The organism is Peribacillus sp. R9-11 (assembly GCF_031345095.1).
Classification (GTDB): Bacteria; Bacillota; Bacilli; order Bacillales; family DSM-1321; genus Peribacillus; species Peribacillus butanolivorans.
Genome location: NZ_CP133763.1, coordinates 4,836,706 through 4,855,227 on the forward strand (window position 1 = coordinate 4,836,706; position 18,522 = coordinate 4,855,227).

The window sequence follows — 18,522 nt, forward strand, 5'->3', positions numbered from 1 at the left end:
TAATGGTATTACCAGTTGTAGAGAAAAAGGTTCTGCTAAAAGTAAATCAATTGAAACAATATTTCCCAATTAAGGGTGGGTTTTTCGGGAGAACTATTAATCATGTAAAAGCTGTTGACGACATTAGCTTTAATATCTATCAGGGAGAAACCTTGAGTATAGTTGGTGAATCTGGCTGTGGTAAATCGACAACTGGACGGGCCATTCTTCGATTAGATGAACCTACAAGTGGGAGTATACACTTTCAGGATAAGGATTTACTAAGTTTAGGAAAAAAAGAAATGAGGAGTACAAGGAAGGATTTGCAAGTTATTTTTCAGGATCCATTTGCCTCCCTTAATCCTAGACAGACTGTAGGACAAATTCTCGGAGAAGCCTTATCCATACAAAATGTAGTGCCTAAAGAAAACCGAAAGAGCAGAATTGAAGAATTATTAGGCCATGTCGGCTTGAGACCAGAATCTATGGAAAGATACCCACACGAATTTAGCGGGGGCCAACGGCAGAGAATCGGTATTGCACGGGCACTTGCAGTAGATCCAAAATTGATCATTTGTGACGAAGCTGTATCTGCACTTGATGTCTCTATTCAAGCGCAAGTACTAAATTTATTAAAATCATTACAACGACAATTCGATCTTACCTTTCTTTTTATTTCACATGATTTAGGTGTGGTTAGACATATCTCGGATCGTGTAATGGTCATGTACCTAGGAAAGATAGTCGAAATTGCTGACAAAAAGTCCATTTTTGAACAGCCGCAGCACCCATATACACGGGCATTACTATCTGCTATCCCAGTTCCAAATCCAGTGCAAGAAAGAGAACGAATTCTATTAACGGGTGATGTCCCCTCACCTATTGATCCTCCAAGCGGCTGCCGCTTTCATACACGATGTCCTTTTGCTATAGATATCTGCAAATCACAGCTACCTGAATTAAAGATTTCTGCCCAAAATCATCAAGTCGCTTGTCACATCGTGTCATAAATTGTAATAGATTTCCGAAGGAGTCTTTAGTAAGATACTAATAAGCAGAATTATTAAAGTTATATAAAAATATTATCATTAGAGGTTCATAATGCTTAGTTACGAGGGATTTACATTATTAATCATGCTTTTTATTTTAGCTCCTATCATGGGAGCTATTGCTCTTTTATTTCTTTTTGTATTTGAGAAGAGAATTGATCTTCTTGAAAATAAAAACAAAGAGATACGGCTGGAACAAGCACTCCAAGAAGCCCAATATAATAAATTAAACCAGCAAATTCAGCCTCACTTTTTGTTTAATACACTAAATGTCATATTAAGCTTGGCACGTTTAAACAGAACGACAGAATTGATACGTGCCCTAGAGGCATTTTCGCAATTCTTAAAATTCAAGTATAAAGCATCTGAACCATTAATTCCCCTAGCTCAAGAAATTCAGTATACTCAGCATTATCTAGATATTCAAAGTCTTCGCTTTGGTGATCGGCTTAAGATAGATATGGAGTGCCCCGACCAATTATTAATTGCACTAGTTCCACCCTTCATTCTGCAGACTTTAGTTGAGAATTCGTTTAAACACGGTTTAGAAAAAAAAGTGGGAGAAGCACTTCTTAGTATCCGATTCTATCAGGATTCCCAGACGATATATTTAGAAGTAATAGATAATGGTTTAATGGTAAAAGCCACTTCCTTTACAGAGAAAGGCGGTCATGGCTTAGACAATATCCAAAAACGTTTAGATTTGTACTTTAGTAACCGTGCACAAATAATTATTTCTTCTAATGAGTCAGGAACAAGGGTAAAGGTAGTTTGGCCACTGGTTTATGATAAGAGAGTTGAGGAGGGAGCTTCGGAATGAATGTTTTATTAGTTGATGACGAACCATTAGAACTTGAACAAATGGAATATATGATTCAGTCTATATACCCTTTTTGGAAGTTTCACAAAGCCGCTGATGCCTGTCAAGCACTTACCATCAACCAAAATTTCAAAATAAACCTCGCTTTTTTAGATATTAATCTACCTGGGCGATCCGGTCTTGAATTTGGTGAAGACCTGAGGGCGGTAAACAAAGAAGTAGAAATAATAATGGTTACAGCACATCAAAGTTTCGATTATGCCCAACAATCCATAAGAATAGGAGTGGTTGATTATTTAACGAAACCTGTAATTGAAAGTGATTTGCATAAAGTTCTATCTAAGTATAAAAAACAAGACTCATCTCATGATTATTCAAGCCTAATTCATCATTCGCTTTCATTTATTCATGACAATTTTGCTGAAAAAATCTCTCTTTCCGACATTGCTCGTGAAGTACATACAAACCCGACCTATTTGAGTAGGAAATTTCACGAAGAAGTCGGCGCTTCTTTTACAGAATATTTAATACATTATAGAATACAAGCCGCTAAACGATTTTTAACCAATAACACGAGTTGGAACATATCAGACGTTGCTGAAAACTCAGGTTTTAATAGTCAACATTATTTCAGCACTATATTCCGTAAGACAGAAGGAATAACGCCAAAAGAGTTCCGTGAGAAAGGAAAATAAACATTGCGTCCTCGTTCATTTCAAGAATACGTACAAGGCCCTATTCAAATTGGGATGGGCTTAGGAATTATCTCCCTCCTGGCACGTTGGGTGACAGGAACCACGATATTATCCTCTCCTGAGTCCATGGTAAAGTATGGAGTTTTCGGAGGAATTGGCTATGCTCTAATGGGAGCTATTGCTCTATTTATGTTCAGTTTTATAGGGCGGAGAGTTCGACAGGATTTCCCTGTGGGATTGACTATGGGAGACTATTTAAAAACCAGACTTCATCCCCTTGGATATTGGATATTGATAGTGATTCTGGTATTAACTAGTTTACACACTTTATTCATTCAGGGAATGGCAGCGTCTACCCTTTGTCAATTTCTTTTTGATACGCCACTTTATGTAGGGTTGTTCTTCTTTTTCTGTTTTTGTGTTCTTTTTGCTGGATTCGGCGGGTTAAAATTTATTCACGGAATCGCATCTTTTCAAGTCATTTCTATGTTTGCCGCCGCTATCTTAATTCCATTATACTTTTTCGTCAAGGAAGGGATTCAACCTGTTTATGATGGGATCCGTCTATATCACCCATATATGCTAGTAATCAATAAGTATGATTTATGGAATTTTATTTTTGCAGGGCTTCTAGTAGGGTTCGGTCAGTTTTTCTTTGACCTCACATCATGGCATCGTCTATTTATGATAGAAATAAAAAAAGTCCCCTTAACATTTTCTTTATCTGGTCTTATATGGATTACATTCCCATTATCCTTTTCATCTCTTTTTATCATGGTTATCTTTACAGGTGGGTTCACTGATATACATTCTATTTTAGTTGGATTAGCTAACAAGATTACGACACCTTTCATTTTTATTCTTTTCATATTATGTGCATTTAGTGCAATCACCTCCACATTTGGTGCCTGTCTACATTCATTAATAAGCTTAATTGTGGCCAATATTTTAGAACCTTTCCAAACTAAAAAAAGTGACCAGCAAAAAATAAGAATGGCCTATCTTCTATCAATCTTGATTGGAGGAATGGTTTTTGTTGCTACACTCTTCAATTCTCCAACCTTATTAGAGCTTTTATTTTATTCTGGAAATATATATTCAGCATTGCTAGCACCATTTCTGGCAATAGTATTTAGTAAAGGGCAAGTTGCGAATTTCATTCCAATAAGCGCAGTATTAGCTATAGTTATCTCATACATTATTCAACCTTACGTAAGTGATTTTCAAAGCATTTGGTTTAGTGGGTTAGCTTCATTTACCATTATAGTGATTTGTACGATTCTTTCGTTCATTAAGACTAAATGGAGATTTTTTAAAACTAAACTGAACTAATTACGGAGTAAGATTTATCGGATTTAGTGCAATATTTAAAGAACGTCTAAATACTACCAACCCCATTCATGTACATTACGCTGTTCCGTACATGAATGGGGTTTCTCTATTAATCTCGTAAAAAGTAACGAAAACGATTATCTTAGCTTTCCAACTTTTTGAAATACCGATATACCTTATCTAGTTTTTTTGTTTGTTTTCCATTTGAACTTTCCATATTACCAAATTCAAAAAACTTAGCTTTTTTGATACCCACAAAATTAAATAAGGCTTTTTTCATCAATATTTTATGCGCATTATTCAACCAGAGAAGTGGATATTTTGTGGGTCCCTTCATAGTGGAAACACATACAACTGACTTTCCTTTTAAAAGTCCTTCTGGTAGAAGTCCCTTCTTATCCCTGTAGGCAAAATTTGCAGCAAATAATTGATCAATATATCCCATAAGCATTGCGGGAGGTCTCCCCCACCAGATTGGATAGACAAAGACAATCTGGTCAGCCCAAGTAATTTGATTTCTATATTTTTCAAGGTGAGGATCACGGTGCATATCACGCCTTCGTTTATGCTCATTGAACACTAGGAGTGGATTAAAGCCCTCTTCATATAAATCTAAGACCTGCAACTCCTTTATGTTAGGGTTCTCATTACTACCTTTGATGATTTTCTGTAAAAACGCATAACTTAAACTTTTGTGATTAGGATATGTGTAAATGACTAGCATGTTCATGACGCACCCCCTATTTACTTATCATTTGATAATAAAATTATAACACTCACAGATTTTTATTGTCAAATGATAATTGTATTATGATAATATTTTTGTTATCTTCTCAGTAAGAGGTGAAAGTTATGGACAAAAAAGCTCTTTTTGATAAATGGGTGTCATTTACAACTTCTGCTCATCAGGTGACACACGAATTAACACAAAATGCTAAATCTGATTCCCTCACGCCAGTTCAATATAACATTCTTGAATATATAACTGTAAGTCAGCCTGTCACTCCAAGTGAAATCAGTGACTGTCAGCATATATCAATGCCAAACACGAGTCGTGAGCTGAAAAAATTAAGCGAAAAGAATTTAATCGAAAAATTAAGTGATTCCGAAGATCGACGAAAACAATATATTCGTCTCTCGAAAGAGGGGGAAACCATGATGAACGAAGCCTTTGCAATCGTAGAATCTCGTTTCCAAAGTCGATTGCAAAATGCTTCGAAAGAAGATTTAGAGGATATTGAGCGTGCCATGGATATTCTTCAAACAAAACTATTTTACTAATGGACATGTAGTACAGAAAAATGGCTCCCTCGATTGAAAGATAATCGTTTACAACTGATCATCTTTCAATCGAGGGAGCTCCTTTATGATCTCCAAACACTAGGCGGTTTTTATTCCAAAATCCATTTCATCCTCATTCACGCTTAATGAGGAGAATGTTCTAGGATCCTTCTTTTGTCTTTCAGCCTCACAAATTGACTTCTCTAATCCTTATAAATCAGGTACCGCAAAAGGTCCGGTAAGGTGTTGTTGACTCAGGCAGTGTGGAGTATTCAGCCTGTTCGGCGGAGTGCGCGTAAGGGTTTGAAAGAACATCTAAAAGCCGCTCCATCACGCTGTAGTCTCCTTTTTCCACTGCTGCTTCCAGTGCCTCTTCTACCCGGTGGTTTCGAGGGATAACCGCAGGATTGCTGTTTTGCATCAACTGATTCGAGGATGCTTTCGATTCCTTCTGCCTGCCTAGTCTCGCCTGCCAGAGCTCATGCCACTGAGCGAATTCAGGCGTCCCAAATAGGACAGTATCCTTCGGTGTATCAAAAGTTAATGTGCGGAAGGTATTGGTATAGTCTGCACCATGCTTCTTCATCATATTGAGGAGGTTATCAATAAGCGCTTCATCCTGTGACTCTTCGTTAAATAGCCCCAGTTTTGCTCTCATTCCCGCTAGCCAATTAGATTGATACAACTCATTAAAAACTGAAATCTTATCCTGGGCCAGTTTAACAGCCTGCTCCTGATCATCATGCAACAGCGGCAATAATGCTTCAGCAAATCGTGCAAGATTCCACCCGGCAATATAGGGCTGATTGCCATAAGCATAGCGGCCTTGGGTATCAATGGAACTGAAAACCGTTGCCGGATCATAGGCATCCATGAAGGCGCAAGGACCATAGTCGATGGTTTCTCCGCTAATCGTCATGTTGTCAGTATTCATTACCCCATGAATGAAGCCGACCAGCTGCCATTGTGCAATAAGCTCAGCCTGTCGCTTGATCACTTCCTGAAATAGCGAAAGATAGCGGTTCTCATCTGCTTCAACGTCTGGATAATGACGCTTTATTGTATAGTCGGCAAGGGCCCGTAGTTCCTCAACCGTTCCCCATTTTGCAGCGAATTGAAAGGTTCCTACACGCAGATGACTTGCAGCCACACGGGTCATAATTGCACCAGGCAGCCCGGTTTCGCGGATTACTGATTCACCGGTTGTCACCACCGCCAGACTTCGGGTGGTAGGAATGCCGAGTCCATACATCGCTTCGCTGATGATGTATTCGCGCAGCATCGGTCCAAGTGCAGCCCGGCCATCACCCCCGCGGGAGTATGGCGTTCTTCCAGGACCCTTCAGCTGGATATCGAATCTCCCGCCTTGAGGCAAGATCTGCTCGCCAAGAAGCACCGCCCGTCCGTCCCCTAACATGTTAAAATGCCCGAATTGATGCCCCGCGTATGCTTGAGCAAGAGGCGAAGCACCTTCTGGAATCCGATTTCCAGCAAACACCGCTACGCCATCTTCGCTTTGCAAGGCCTGAACGTCCAAACCAAGGGATGCTGCCAACTGTTCATTGAGAATGATCAACTCCGGTGAACTTACAGGAGTCGGGTTGGTACTGGTGAAAAATTTTTCCGGAAGACGGGAATAACTATTGTCTAAATTCCATCCTGTTTCATTACTTTTTGTCATAGTTTCTCCTTTTCTTCTTTTGTCTTTTTGTATAATGGTTCCTTCTCTCATAATTCAGTTATATACACGCCATTAAAATCAAGTGCAGTCCATTTTAATGTCTACTTCTGCCAATTTATTATACCGTTTCCACATAAAAATGGCTCTCTTTAAATATAGTTGATTGCCTGCCGCTGCTTGGGATTTTACGAAAACATCGGTATACTCTCACCATTATCTCTTCACACTGCTCCTAGAATTGAATTGAAGCAGGTACCCTTAATGGGTTCCTGCTTCTTCTCTTAAGAATATCTTAGTTGATTATAATTTCTACTTTTTTGTTTACCATCACATGTGATACGGTTCTCCGTATTGTGTCTAAATGAGGTTTTGAAAGCACTCATAATTAATTTACTTTAACTAAACATACTTTACTCTTGTTTCCAGACTTATCCTTTGCGAATACTGTTAAAGTAGCACCTTTCTTTTGCTTCGCAATTGTGATGCGAATATTGCCCTTTGTATCAACAGTACCTTTTTTCACATACTTGTTGCCATTATAAATATAGACTGTTGCGCCTTTTTCTGCTTTACCTGTCAGTATTTTTGTATTCGCTGTAACTTTATTTATCTTTGGCGTCGTTGGTGCAGTTTTATCGATGACTGTAACAGTCTTTGTTTTACTTATATTGTTTAATGGATCTTTTGCGTATACCGCAATTTTTATACCCGCTTTTTGTTTTGAAATTTTGATACTGTAGTTTCCTTTAATAGAAGCCTTCGCCGAGTTGATGATTGTTTGGCCCTTTTTCACATAAACTGTCGTATTCGGTGTCGCTTTTCCTTTAATTACTGTATGCGAATCCCAAATGGTACTCACTGTTGGTGTCGCTGGTTTGCCTTTAAAAATATTATTGATAGTAATTGATTTTGTTGCCAAATTACCAGCTGTATCTTCTACTGTGAATTTGTATTCACCTGATTTACTCACGACAAAGATGGTACTTGCGCCATTTAAAATCGTGCCGTCAGGTAATTGGATGTTTTTGATGCGCATATTATCTGCTGTTTTCGCTACAATCGTTACATCTTTTTTCGTAGGTTCAGTTGTATTCGTGGATAATGTGATTGTTGGTTTGACTTTATCGATATTGCTAATTTTGATTGACTTTTTAATAACATTACCTAACACGTCTTCAATCTCGAATGTATAGGTTCCGTTGCCACTAACCGTATACACCGCTTTGTCTTTATAGACAATATCGTTATGTGGCAGTGTAATTGAGCGAATACCTAAATTATCATTCGCGTGAATTGTAATATCAATATTCCCATTCGTTAGTGATTTCGTGCTGGGTATTAATGTCGCAGTTGGTAGCTCTTCATCTACTACCGTTACTTCCATGCTATATTCTTTATCTGCTACCGCAGTGGATTCTTTACTTTTCGCAAGTACTTTCATCGTATATGTTCCTTGATGGCTTGGGCGCCATATAAGATTTGACGATGAACTAAATTTTTGAAGCACCCGTCCTTGCTTTGAGTTTCCTTCATACACTTCGAATTGATACAATGGCTCACGACCGCCAAATGCATTTGCTGTGAACGTATACGCTAATGGTGTTTTATTGCTATTCATTGCCATCGATAACTCCGCTACTGGTGCTACAGCTGTTGTAAATTGAATCGTATGATTTGTCGTAAGTGATTTCCCTGAATAATCAGCCAATGCATCTTTACCAATCGTTAACGTATATGTTGTATGATCTAGTAAATATTCTGGAGTAATCGTTAATTGATCCTTATTTAGCGCCACCCTCACATTGACATCCCCATTAGGGCTTTGTAGCGTAATTTTTTCTTTATCTTTTAGTATCATATTATGATTAAACAAAAGCTTAAACTCGCTATATGTCGGTATGTTTTTTGATTGATTTGTTAAATCTTTCAATATTAATTTTTCGCCTTTATCATATGTAGTAAAAGATTGCTGATCAACAGTAAACTGACCAGCGCCATAATCTTTAATAAACTCTAAGAAATGATTCCCTTGAACATCTGTATAAATAGCTATTAAACCATTTTTAAACAATAGCTTATCCGCAATAATATTACGCTTCAACGTATATACATATTCATTCGTATCATATGTATACACATGAATACCGCCATTGCGACTTGCCGCAAATGTGACATTGTCTTTCAGGCTAAACTCAAAATCGTTATATACTTCATCAAATGTAAATTTATTAAATAAATCTTGTGTTTTCTCTTTCGCTAAACTAAACACCGATGAAGCACTATATATTCTTTCGTCATCAGGAGAAATTTTCGCCTCCTTATTTAGTCGGAAATCTCCATGATAAGGTGAGTCATATATACTCGATATCACACCTTGATTGACATCGTGCGCTTCAATGTCTCTTGGAGATGAAGCCGAAGTAATCGTATATATTTTTGAAAGCGTGGGATTATAAGTAATTGTGGAACTTTGATAGCTGCTCGCACGAGAATTATTCTCTACTTCTTTTTTGTCCGCTAAAGAATAGACCTTAATATAAGAATGTTGACCCGAGCCAGATGTAACATACAAATAGCCATCCTTATCAACAATCACATCATAGGGATCTATCGTCACAGGCAACATCTCTTGAAATGAAAAATCATTTGCATCGACAATTGCCACACTACCATTATACGGACCGAAATTTGTCATACTATGCTTAAACTTCAGCTGTGTAACATAAAGTTTGTCATTATATACAGTTAATCTTTCTGCTATGTAAGGCAATTGCAACGTCTTTATTACACCAGTTTCATAGTTAACTGCATAAATCAATCTACTACCATTCTGCGTCATGTACACGACAGGTTCATTCGGATCTAACACTGTATCTAAAGGTTCAAATCCAAGATTGATTGCATCACTTGCTGCGTTTGCATGGTCTCTAAAATCAACAGTAATTAAAATGCAAAAAACAACAAAATAAAATAAAATTATACGTATACTAGTCTTCAAAAAAACCCTCCTCTTGCTGTATCTCAAATATTATATCATTTTCCAATATTAATAATCATTTCCTCATCAATTATATTTGCGTTCATATTATGTAAATGAAAAAACTGCACCTATTTATGGTACAGTTCTCCGTAACTATCTAAAATGCAATTTTCTCTATTCATTTTCCCCATATCGATTTTGCTTTCCCATCCAATCATTTGCTTCTCTCCACTTTAGCTTTTTTGCTGCAATCCAACTCACACCATTTTCAATTCCTTTTTCAGGCTGAAAATTATAGTCATCTGCCCAATAAAAATTGTCGTCACTTTTTAAAATAATGGCATCTCGGATAATTGAGTCATAATTTTCTGGCGTCGGGATAATATGAATACCCGTTACACTTTCAAAAAGCAATTCAATTGCAGATGGATTGTTATACTGACGTTGAAATAACATTTTTATATTCGTATCTAATTCTCCAGGAACAGTCATGGAAAAATCTTCATTTACATAAGTTCCTGTCCACATATGATTTCCCTCAAGCATCCATCATGAAAATAACCTAATCGCTCTAGCAAATCCTTGATATCCGATTCCTCTTTCAATTCAATCCAATTCATCTCTGTTGTCCTCCAATAAATTTTATCTTCTTATAATAATTCGTCATTAAAAGAAACCACTCCTTTTTATACAACAATTAAAAACCACCTGAAACGCTTTACTTCAAACGTTTTAGGTGGTTCTTTTATAAACCTCACTTACTTATGGTACGGTTCACTACGTTTCATTCTAAACAAAAAAACCTACCTATGATTCGGCAGGCCATGAATGGATTTTTACATTCTATTATCTTCCCAAACAAGTGAACAAAAACTTGGAACTCGAGTGGAGGCTTCATGTTTTCAGCTATGCCGCCTTCACCTTTTTATAGTCCTCTCTTTTTCCTACTTTGGCTCCCACGTCCCCTCTCCACTCCAGGCTATACTCAATTCAGTATAGTCAGGCTGATAAAGGCAATGCCAAATATGCAGTACAGGCCGAGGGTAAGGGGCTGAGGAATAATAATGTATACCATCATGCTTACAATCACTAGCAGGATGCTAAAAGCATTTATTCTATCTCTCCACATACTCACCTTTGGTCAACTCCTTTTCTATTGCTTTTCAGTAGCAAGATAATCATTCAGAAACTCTTTTTTGTATAATCATATTCTTCCAGTTTCTCTTCAGAAATAAGGTGTAGCATCTCATCATAGTTCTGCTCGGAGAATCGTTTTACATATTCATCGAATACTTCTTAAGTGTTGCCTGATCGTTTTTAAGGAAATGCCACAAAAACACTCCTCCTAAGGTCAAAGCGGATATCAGCAAGAATAGTAGTCCTTTCTTCATCCTTCATGCCTCACTTAAAATGCTTGTGTACCTAATTTGTATTTTTTTCATTTTTCGTTAGTATGTCAGCGTCTGATAATTTATAATTATATGATTGAACTCACTAAACAGCCATGTAATGAAAATGATAAACCTATGAAAACAATCTAAATATTTAGACTTTTAAGGAGATAAGAAGTGAATGAGCATCAAAACTTTTAAGGTTGTATTGAGAACCATGCACAAAGGCCAACCTGAGGAATTCGCCTATGTCTTTGAAGGAAAAAGCCTCCTGATTGGCCGTGCCAGCCAACACTCCAAAGCTGATTTCAAGCTTTACAATGATTTCGTTTCCAGGGAACATTGCCAGATTTATATGAAGGAAGGAAAGCTTCTTATTGAGGATTTATCGAGCAAACATGGCACCTCAGTGAACCAGATGCCACTTGTGCCGGGGCAGCCTTGCCTAATTGAACCGGGGGATACCATTACTTTGATTAATGGAATGATTGAATTCATGATTTCCATCGACAACGATTTAACACAGGATTTCACTCCATTGAACATCACTTTTCAACAAAACGTGGTTATTAAAGAGCATCTTCAGACTGTGATCATCAATGAAAAAGCTCCCATTAAAATGCCTTTAAAAGAATTTACTTGCTTTAAGTTGCTTTATGAGAATTTGGAGAACCTTATTTCAAAGGAAGAGATTGTCCGACATGTATGGCCCGAGAGAATTGGGGACCCCCAGCAAATTGTGTCGGCAGAAGAAATCGCTTCACTTCTGTACCGGGTACGAAAACGGGTAAATGGCCATTTCGCAATAAAAGCTGTAGTTCAAAAGGGATATTATATGGAATCCACCCTTTCAATCAACCTATCGGACCTGTAATGAACAATCATTCGAAACTCTAATAACAGGCATGAAAAAAAGCATTGCGAATAACAATGCTTTTTTTTTCATGCTTTTATTTCTTTGGTAAGTCTAAATTAGTGAATTGATCGACTGGAACAACCTCTTCGTCCATATCCATCACTTTCAGCACAACCCGGTCTCCTACATTCGTCAATACAATATCAGAGAGTGCACTGACTCCAGGATCCACTGAGAATCTTTTGGCATTGCCTTCTACAATTAAATAGAACACGTAGCCATTTGAGAGATTGGCATCGTTGATCCTTGTTACTTTCCCTTTGATTTCTTTCAGTTCAAATCCTTTTTGAGGTGTAACACCGCTGACTTTTCCTAATGAAGCTATTAGCTTTTTATAGTTCCGGAATGCTTCATCTTTTGTTTTCCCAAAAACCACTTGGGGATTATCGCTATTGGCATACACGATTGCTACCCCTTGAAACTTACTGCCCTTTGTAACGGGAATTACATAAGTGGGTGCACCGTATATCGTATAGAAAATTCCATTAGTGGCTTTCCACCCTGGATATTTAGACAAGAACTCGCTCGCATTGGCGTTGGATTTTGCTTCTTTTCCAGTTAGAACGGACGTAACGCCTTTATAGTATGTCATCTCACCGGTTTTAGCATTGAATACTCCGTAACCTACTAGAGTTTTGGAGTTTCCTTTTGATTTTGCTCTTGTAAAATCAACTACATATATTAATTCGCCTTTTTCGTTAAAAGTAACTTGCATATTATCCTCATTAGGAATCAAAACATCTTTCTTCGCTCCAATTAAGGACTGATTTCTCCACCCGTGAACATATTTCCCCCAGTATGTCCAATATTCCAGGGCTGTTTCTAAGGTAAATGTTCTATCAACCCATTTAGGTTCTTTTCCTAAAGGATAGTATTTTGTGTCGCCCGTTTCCGGATTCACTAATACCACTCCGTCCACAACAGACCCACTGCGGTATTTCAAATAATGTCCTACTGAAGCTACAAAGAAGGGCTTTCCACCTTCGTTTGGTTCTAGGTATGAATCATGTATGATTTTTTTCGGATATTCCTTACGAATCGTTCTTTCTAAATCATAATCAAGATACTGTGATGGAGCATACAACATTTTTCCTTTTACAGTACTTGCGCCTTTATCTGTCGAAATGGCGGAAATTAGATTATAACCTGGCGTGTATTCGGCTTTCCCAGCTTTAAAAAATCCGTCCATTTCAATGGGTGAAGTATATGTTAATTCACCATTTATATTGGTTAGACGGTACTCGCCTTCAGTGAAATACGATGCGTTTGATATTTTATTAATAGCTGCATCTCCTTTTGCGTCTGCCATTTTTACTGTTACAAGCGGCATGGTTTTAATGTCTTGAACTTCTTCTAGCTTATTTTTCTTATCAACTTTTGCTAAATCATGAAGTTTCTCGGCAAATGTTAGGGGATAAAACAACATGATAACCCAAGCTGCGATCAAAGCGATTCCCAGCAAACTGTTGAAATGTACATTCCAAGGTGTTCTTGTTGAATGTTTCGCCCCCTCATTATTCCGATTGCGGCGGGGTATTGAGGACTCTTTTGCACTGTACATGTACATTCTTGAATCAAAAATAAGAATAAGTCCAAAAATAACGGCAAAATTTGAAAAGAATGCAGTCGCAGTAAGATCTAGTAAAATAATATCAATAACAAAAAATAATACGATAGCAGAAAGTAAAAGTCTCAGCACTTGCTCAATGGAAAAGAGTATATCCTTTTCCTTGATTGCGTTAGTCCATCTTTGTGGAATTAGGGAAAGTCCCAATACAGCAAATGGTATTTTCGTTAAAACCCCTTTTAAGATAAAAGCTATTAGTGAAAGTATCATGGTTTTAAAAATCTCCCCTTATAGTATATGTTTCTATTTATTTACTATTTTATCACTTTTTGACCAACTAATTTACTATCTTCTTCATCTCGTCTAAATATATCGATATAGCATTTTCTCCTAAAATATAAGATTCCTAATTTTTTTTTCTACGATGCTACTTTCTCATATCTAAAGTTTATATAGACAGTGAAGATTGTTCCTTTCGATACATCTATCCCAGACACTCGGAAAGTTCAATCCAGAACTTTTAGGAGGAATAGAAATGGAATTGGAAACGTTATTAGATCAGAATTATAGCTTAGGGTTCAACCCTTATTTAGCAGAAACAATCGGCATACCAAAGGCGCTGATGCTGGCATTTCTTCACTCAACAATAGAAGCGTATGGAATGGAAAGAGACGGAAGGGACTGGATTTACTCTACATATGATCAATTGCACACGCAGCTGCCGTTTTGGTCAAAAGGGACCATCAAGCGGATAATCCTTAGTCTCGAAAAGGAAGGGTTTATGGTCTCCTGCAACTATAACAATTCGAAAATGGACAAAACGAAATGGTACAGCATCCGTTATGAAAAGTACATCGACATGTGTGAAGACCCAGACGGATTTTTGCTGGATTACTAAGAATAAAATGCCCCCTGCCTCATAGAAAAAGGCGGATAATAAAGGAGACGAAACCGTATGATTTATGAAGAAACCTACCACTATTTATTAAGAAATGTATCTTCTACTGAATTTGATACGTGTTTGTACTCCTTGCTTCATAGTGATTGGGATGGGGTTATTCAGAGCCCGCTTCATATGATGGCGAGCGGCGTGGGTACGACAGAAAAATACTTAAAGCAGATCATCAAGAAATTCACGTCACCTCAAGGATGTCTCCAAAAAGTTTTCGTACCTGTTGGTCAAGGCGGAGATGTTTTATATAAGTTCAATCTTGGACCTACTAGTAATCTTAGCTTTAACAGTAAGACCGACCGTTATTGCAAGAAATACCGTTTCTTTTACAGTGAGGCTTTCAAAAACTTAACCATACATGCAAAGCGGCTGTTGCTGATGGGTGCTTTTCGAATGTCGGTTACGAAGTCCGAAGAAGTATTATTTGATTATAGTGAAATCGTTCCCGATTCCAGCTCACTTTTCACGAGGCAGCGTTTATTAGATGCAATAGATACAGTCCATAAGACTTTAGGTAATTTAGTGACAATTTCTTTCGCAAGCAAGGCTTTTTCAAAAAAAGAGGCTGTTGTGTTTACCTTCAATGAAGGGATGCTGGAGCAGTATATGGAAAATCGGGCAGAACGAGCATTTTTACGCAGAACGATTTTCAACACGGGCTTTCTTGGACATATCAGTGATTCCGTATGTATGGAATTGGAACGAGTCGGCAGATACATTTTTCGTTCGTTTCTTCAAGATGCGAAAAAATCAGGCATTTCTATGGATATACAACATGAACTGCTGAAGCTAGCACGGTTCGTCTATACCTATTCTCTTAAAAAACTCGGTCTTGCTCTTCCTGCCAATAAACACCTTCTTGCGGCTCCTAAACAGGCATCCGCTTATTTAAGTACAATTATTTACAATGAAACGTTAGAGCAGATGGCAAAGTATTCTCACCGAGCAGAATCGATCAAAAGCCTTCTTGACCGTGACCACTTTCATAAAAGCATCTCCGAGAAGGCTCTAGGCCGGGAAGTGAATTATCTGGAAGTAGATCAACATATCGAACCCATTCGCGTCAAGCTCAAGCAAGCCGATTTCATCCACAATGTGCTGAACAACTGGTGCGAGGAGTGGCTCATTTCCCGCGTGAAGACAGTGACAGAAGAAAGCGAAGCAGAAGGAATAAGGAAAAAGACCAGTGATAATAAACGTACCGCATCCGAATTTATTACGGACCTTAGAAACGATACATATGATAAGTTGGACATGCTGATGACACTAATCCGCAAGTTCGGCAATCATGCGGTTCCTCCATCCAGTCAAAATTCTTCCCTCACAAAGAAAAAGGCAACCATTCAATCCTACTTTGCTATTCAAAAGGAGCGTCTCGACATGCTCTCTGTATCACCTTCCTAACATTCACACTGAATGTATTCGTTCAGTGTGTTTTCCCCTGCCCTTTTTTATTAATGGTTCTATCACTTTTATAAAATCACCATGAGAGCTGACCAGTTCTCTTTTTTTTGCCCTCATCGGGTTCTGTGGATAATAAATGCAGTCTGTGAATTGCAGATTTCCATTTGTAGATTGTGAATAACTTACTGTGGGTTTTACCTTTCAGTATGTAGGTTGCAAGTTCGCCTTGTTAATAGCGGTTATAGTCGGCAGTTTGTTTTTAAAGTAGGGGACCAGCCCTGTGATAGCAAGGGTTCCCATAAATAAGTTATCTAAGGGTCTAAAGAAATGGTCTGTAAAAAGGAACTGAAAAAGATTCTGAATATCATTATAAATAAGGAGATGAATCGCCGAGCCCATTACGAATTAATAAAGAATGAATGGAAGCAACCTAAAAAGAAGTATTCGAGGACTACCTATAAATAAGATAGCCCTCGAATACTTTATGGTATTAATAATATTTTCCCAGTACTTTTACGGCTTTCTAGAAGTCTATGTGCGTCTGCCCCGTCCTCTAAGGAAAAGAGAGTCGGTTCTTCGATTAGGATCTTCTTAGACATGATCCATTCAAACAACTCTGCTGCTCTTTTTTTCCGTTCATCATGAGAAGTTAATACATTCCAAAGATCTCCTCCTATTAATGCTTTTGAAGTATCCATTAACATTCTAGGATCGATTTTCTCTGGATCCCCACCTGCCATTCCAAAGAATACGACAGTCCCTCTAATCTTAGTTGCTTCGAAACTGTCTAGCAAAGTTTTCCCAACTGATTCATAAACAAGATCAACACCTTGTCCATTCGTTACATCCTTAATGGATTTCACCCATTCTGATTCATAAAGAAAAACATGATCCGCACCAGCTTGTTTTGCTACAGTTGCTTTGTCATTTGATGAGGTTAAGCCAATAACTTGACCACCCTTCATCTTGATTATTTGTGTTAGTAATTGCCCGACTCCACCTGCAGCAGCATGAACAAGGACGGTCTCTCCTTCTTTAACTGAATAACTGTCTTGAGTTAAATATTGGGCAGTTAATCCTTGAAGTAAAACTGAAGCGGCAGTTTCAAAAGAAATGCCATCAGGAAGCGGTAACAGCTTATCAGCAGAAACAGAAACTAGTTCAGCGTTGGCATGGGGAACATCAGCAAACCCGACACGATCGCCAACTTTCACACAATGAACATCTTCTCCAACATATTCAATGACTCCTGCACCTTCATAACCTAGAATAAATGGCGGATTACCAACTAAGTGATAATTCCCTTTTCTTCTATATACATCAGCAAAATTCAAGCCGATTGCTTTCATTCGAACAATTACTTCTGATTTTGAATGTTTAGGTTCCTCAATTTCTCTTATAGATAGGACTTCTGGTCCACCAAAATTATCAAAGACAAGTGCCTTCATTTTCATTTCTCCCTTCAAACGTTGTTCCTTCTTTACGATATCGAATGAAGCCTCTGATAGCAAGAAAGTCACTACCTTGAAAGAGAACTTTCAATTAGTTCTTTTACTAGACTAACCACATGGTACCTTTTTAATCATTGCAAAAAATACCGCTATGCCCTAAAGGCATAACGGTTGTAGGAAAATGTAAGAAAGGATAGAGAGAAACTCTCCTCTATCATTCAGTATTGGAACCAGGACCATTTTTTCGTTTTTTCGGAGAAAATTCTTCACCGTGTGCTTCTTGTTCGGCTATAATGGCTTCTTCAGGAATATGATTATTTTTTTTCGGTGCATTGACGCGGTTACGGTTTTTTTTACCCATCATTAATCTCCCCTTTATTATTTGGGTTGAACTTCTGCGACTTATATTTAACCTATTGTGGAAAGGCTAATGATAGCTTGTCCGAAAGCCCGCAAAAATACCTGCAAAATGAACATTTCAAAAAAAAAGGAAATACCTTCGCTTTGAACGATCTAATAGAACATTAATATTTGTTATCTAATCTACTCCACATTTTTCTAATGTTCTTCCATATTAAAAATTATTTCTTCATTATTATTTTGCTCGTATTCTTTTCTTGCTAATTTACTTATTTCTTCTTCATTATTTAAATCAATATCATGTAAATTATCTTGCTTATTGTCCATTATTAATATCATTTCATCCGTAATTACCTTCACTGTTGGATTCACTTGAATAAAATCTTCTATAGGCTTTGTTTCATTTTTATAGGGCTTTATGAATAAAAAATATCCGACAAATAGTATAAATATTGAAGTTGAAATACCTAATTTTTTTTTCATTTATTCATCCCTTTCTATTTTCCCAAAACTCTAATTATACTTATTTTATCACAAAAGGATATTTTTACCTTAAAAAAACTTTCATTCCCAGTTAATGGAACTCAACATAAAAAGGCTGCTGCAACAGCCCTCATTATTTAAGTAAAACATCCTTTAGTTTAAGAAAACCATACCTTTTATT

16 protein-coding genes are annotated in these 18,522 nt (G+C 37.5%); 8 read left to right on the forward strand and 8 right to left on the reverse strand.

What is annotated here, in order from left to right; all coding sequences use genetic code 11:
- Positions 1–2: 2 nt before the first annotated feature.
- From RE409_RS23425 to RE409_RS23440, 4 genes are all read left to right on the forward strand, one after another.
- A complete protein-coding gene (locus tag RE409_RS23425) occupies positions 3–989 on the forward strand; it encodes an ABC transporter ATP-binding protein (protein ID WP_201250381.1) in 987 nt (328 codons plus the stop codon).
- 148 nt (positions 990–1,137) lie between these two features.
- Complete coding sequence (locus RE409_RS23430) at positions 1,138–1,848, forward strand: sensor histidine kinase (RefSeq protein ID WP_309558158.1); 711 nt, start codon at positions 1,138–1,140, stop codon at positions 1,846–1,848.
- Positions 1,845–2,543: a response regulator transcription factor gene (locus RE409_RS23435; protein WP_053347730.1), complete on the forward strand. Its 699-nt coding sequence runs from the start codon at positions 1,845–1,847 to the stop codon at positions 2,541–2,543. Before RE409_RS23430 ends, RE409_RS23435 begins: the two co-directional genes overlap by 4 nt.
- Positions 2,544–2,546: 3 nt before the next feature.
- Positions 2,547–3,875: an SLC5/6 family protein gene (locus tag RE409_RS23440; RefSeq protein WP_201186732.1), complete on the forward strand. Its 1,329-nt coding sequence runs from the start codon at positions 2,547–2,549 to the stop codon at positions 3,873–3,875.
- 142 nt (positions 3,876–4,017) lie between these two features.
- On the opposite strand, the gene RE409_RS23445 is transcribed toward RE409_RS23440, so the two are convergent.
- Positions 4,018–4,605 (reverse strand): NAD(P)H-dependent oxidoreductase, encoded by a 588-nt coding sequence (locus RE409_RS23445; protein WP_201223000.1) that lies wholly within the window; start codon positions 4,603–4,605, stop codon positions 4,018–4,020.
- Between the two features lie 122 nt (positions 4,606–4,727).
- Here RE409_RS23445 and RE409_RS23450 point away from each other — a divergent pair, with 122 nt between their 5' ends.
- Positions 4,728–5,156 (forward strand): MarR family winged helix-turn-helix transcriptional regulator, encoded by a 429-nt coding sequence (locus RE409_RS23450; protein WP_309558159.1) that lies wholly within the window; start codon positions 4,728–4,730, stop codon positions 5,154–5,156.
- A gap of 217 nt (positions 5,157–5,373) precedes the next feature.
- On the opposite strand, the gene RE409_RS23455 is transcribed toward RE409_RS23450, so the two are convergent.
- The 3 genes from RE409_RS23455 to RE409_RS23465 form a co-directional block, all read right to left on the reverse strand.
- Entirely contained in the window at positions 5,374–6,837 is a 1,464-nt protein-coding gene (locus RE409_RS23455) for a protein adenylyltransferase SelO (RefSeq protein WP_309559309.1), read from the reverse strand.
- 385 nt (positions 6,838–7,222) lie between these two features.
- Positions 7,223–9,835, reverse strand: a complete 2,613-nt coding sequence (locus tag RE409_RS23460) for an Ig-like domain-containing protein (protein WP_309558160.1) — start codon at positions 9,833–9,835, stop codon at positions 7,223–7,225.
- 156 nt (positions 9,836–9,991) lie between these two features.
- Positions 9,992–10,345: a hypothetical protein gene (locus RE409_RS23465; protein WP_242486064.1), complete on the reverse strand. Its 354-nt coding sequence runs from the start codon at positions 10,343–10,345 to the stop codon at positions 9,992–9,994.
- A gap of 1,044 nt (positions 10,346–11,389) precedes the next feature.
- Between RE409_RS23465 and RE409_RS23470 the strand changes: the two genes are divergently transcribed.
- Positions 11,390–12,082 (forward strand): FHA domain-containing protein, encoded by a 693-nt coding sequence (locus tag RE409_RS23470; RefSeq protein ID WP_201186739.1) that lies wholly within the window; start codon positions 11,390–11,392, stop codon positions 12,080–12,082.
- Between the two features lie 76 nt (positions 12,083–12,158).
- On the opposite strand, the gene RE409_RS23475 is transcribed toward RE409_RS23470, so the two are convergent.
- On the reverse strand, positions 12,159–13,961 hold the full coding sequence (locus tag RE409_RS23475) for a hypothetical protein (RefSeq protein ID WP_309558161.1): 1,803 nt from the start codon (positions 13,959–13,961) through the stop codon (positions 12,159–12,161).
- A gap of 265 nt (positions 13,962–14,226) precedes the next feature.
- On the opposite strand from RE409_RS23475, the gene RE409_RS23480 reads away from it, so the two are divergent.
- Together RE409_RS23480 and RE409_RS23485 are read left to right on the forward strand one after the other, a co-directional pair.
- Positions 14,227–14,589, forward strand: coding sequence for a hypothetical protein (locus tag RE409_RS23480; RefSeq protein WP_309558162.1), 363 nt, complete (start codon positions 14,227–14,229; stop codon positions 14,587–14,589).
- A 57-nt stretch (positions 14,590–14,646) separates the two neighbouring features.
- Positions 14,647–16,047, forward strand: a complete 1,401-nt coding sequence (locus RE409_RS23485; protein ID WP_309558163.1) for a hypothetical protein — start codon at positions 14,647–14,649, stop codon at positions 16,045–16,047.
- A 482-nt stretch (positions 16,048–16,529) separates the two neighbouring features.
- On the opposite strand, the gene RE409_RS23490 is transcribed toward RE409_RS23485, so the two are convergent.
- The 3 genes from RE409_RS23490 to RE409_RS23500 form a co-directional block, all read right to left on the reverse strand.
- Positions 16,530–17,495 (reverse strand): quinone oxidoreductase family protein, encoded by a 966-nt coding sequence (locus tag RE409_RS23490; RefSeq protein WP_053348176.1) that lies wholly within the window; start codon positions 17,493–17,495, stop codon positions 16,530–16,532.
- 217 nt (positions 17,496–17,712) lie between these two features.
- Positions 17,713–17,859 carry a hypothetical protein gene (locus RE409_RS23495; RefSeq protein ID WP_162878680.1) on the reverse strand — a complete coding sequence of 49 codons (147 nt, stop codon included), beginning with the start codon at positions 17,857–17,859 and terminating at the stop codon, positions 17,713–17,715.
- Between the two features lie 197 nt (positions 17,860–18,056).
- Positions 18,057–18,341 (reverse strand): hypothetical protein, encoded by a 285-nt coding sequence (locus RE409_RS23500; protein ID WP_309558164.1) that lies wholly within the window; start codon positions 18,339–18,341, stop codon positions 18,057–18,059.
- Positions 18,342–18,522 lie beyond the last annotated feature (181 nt).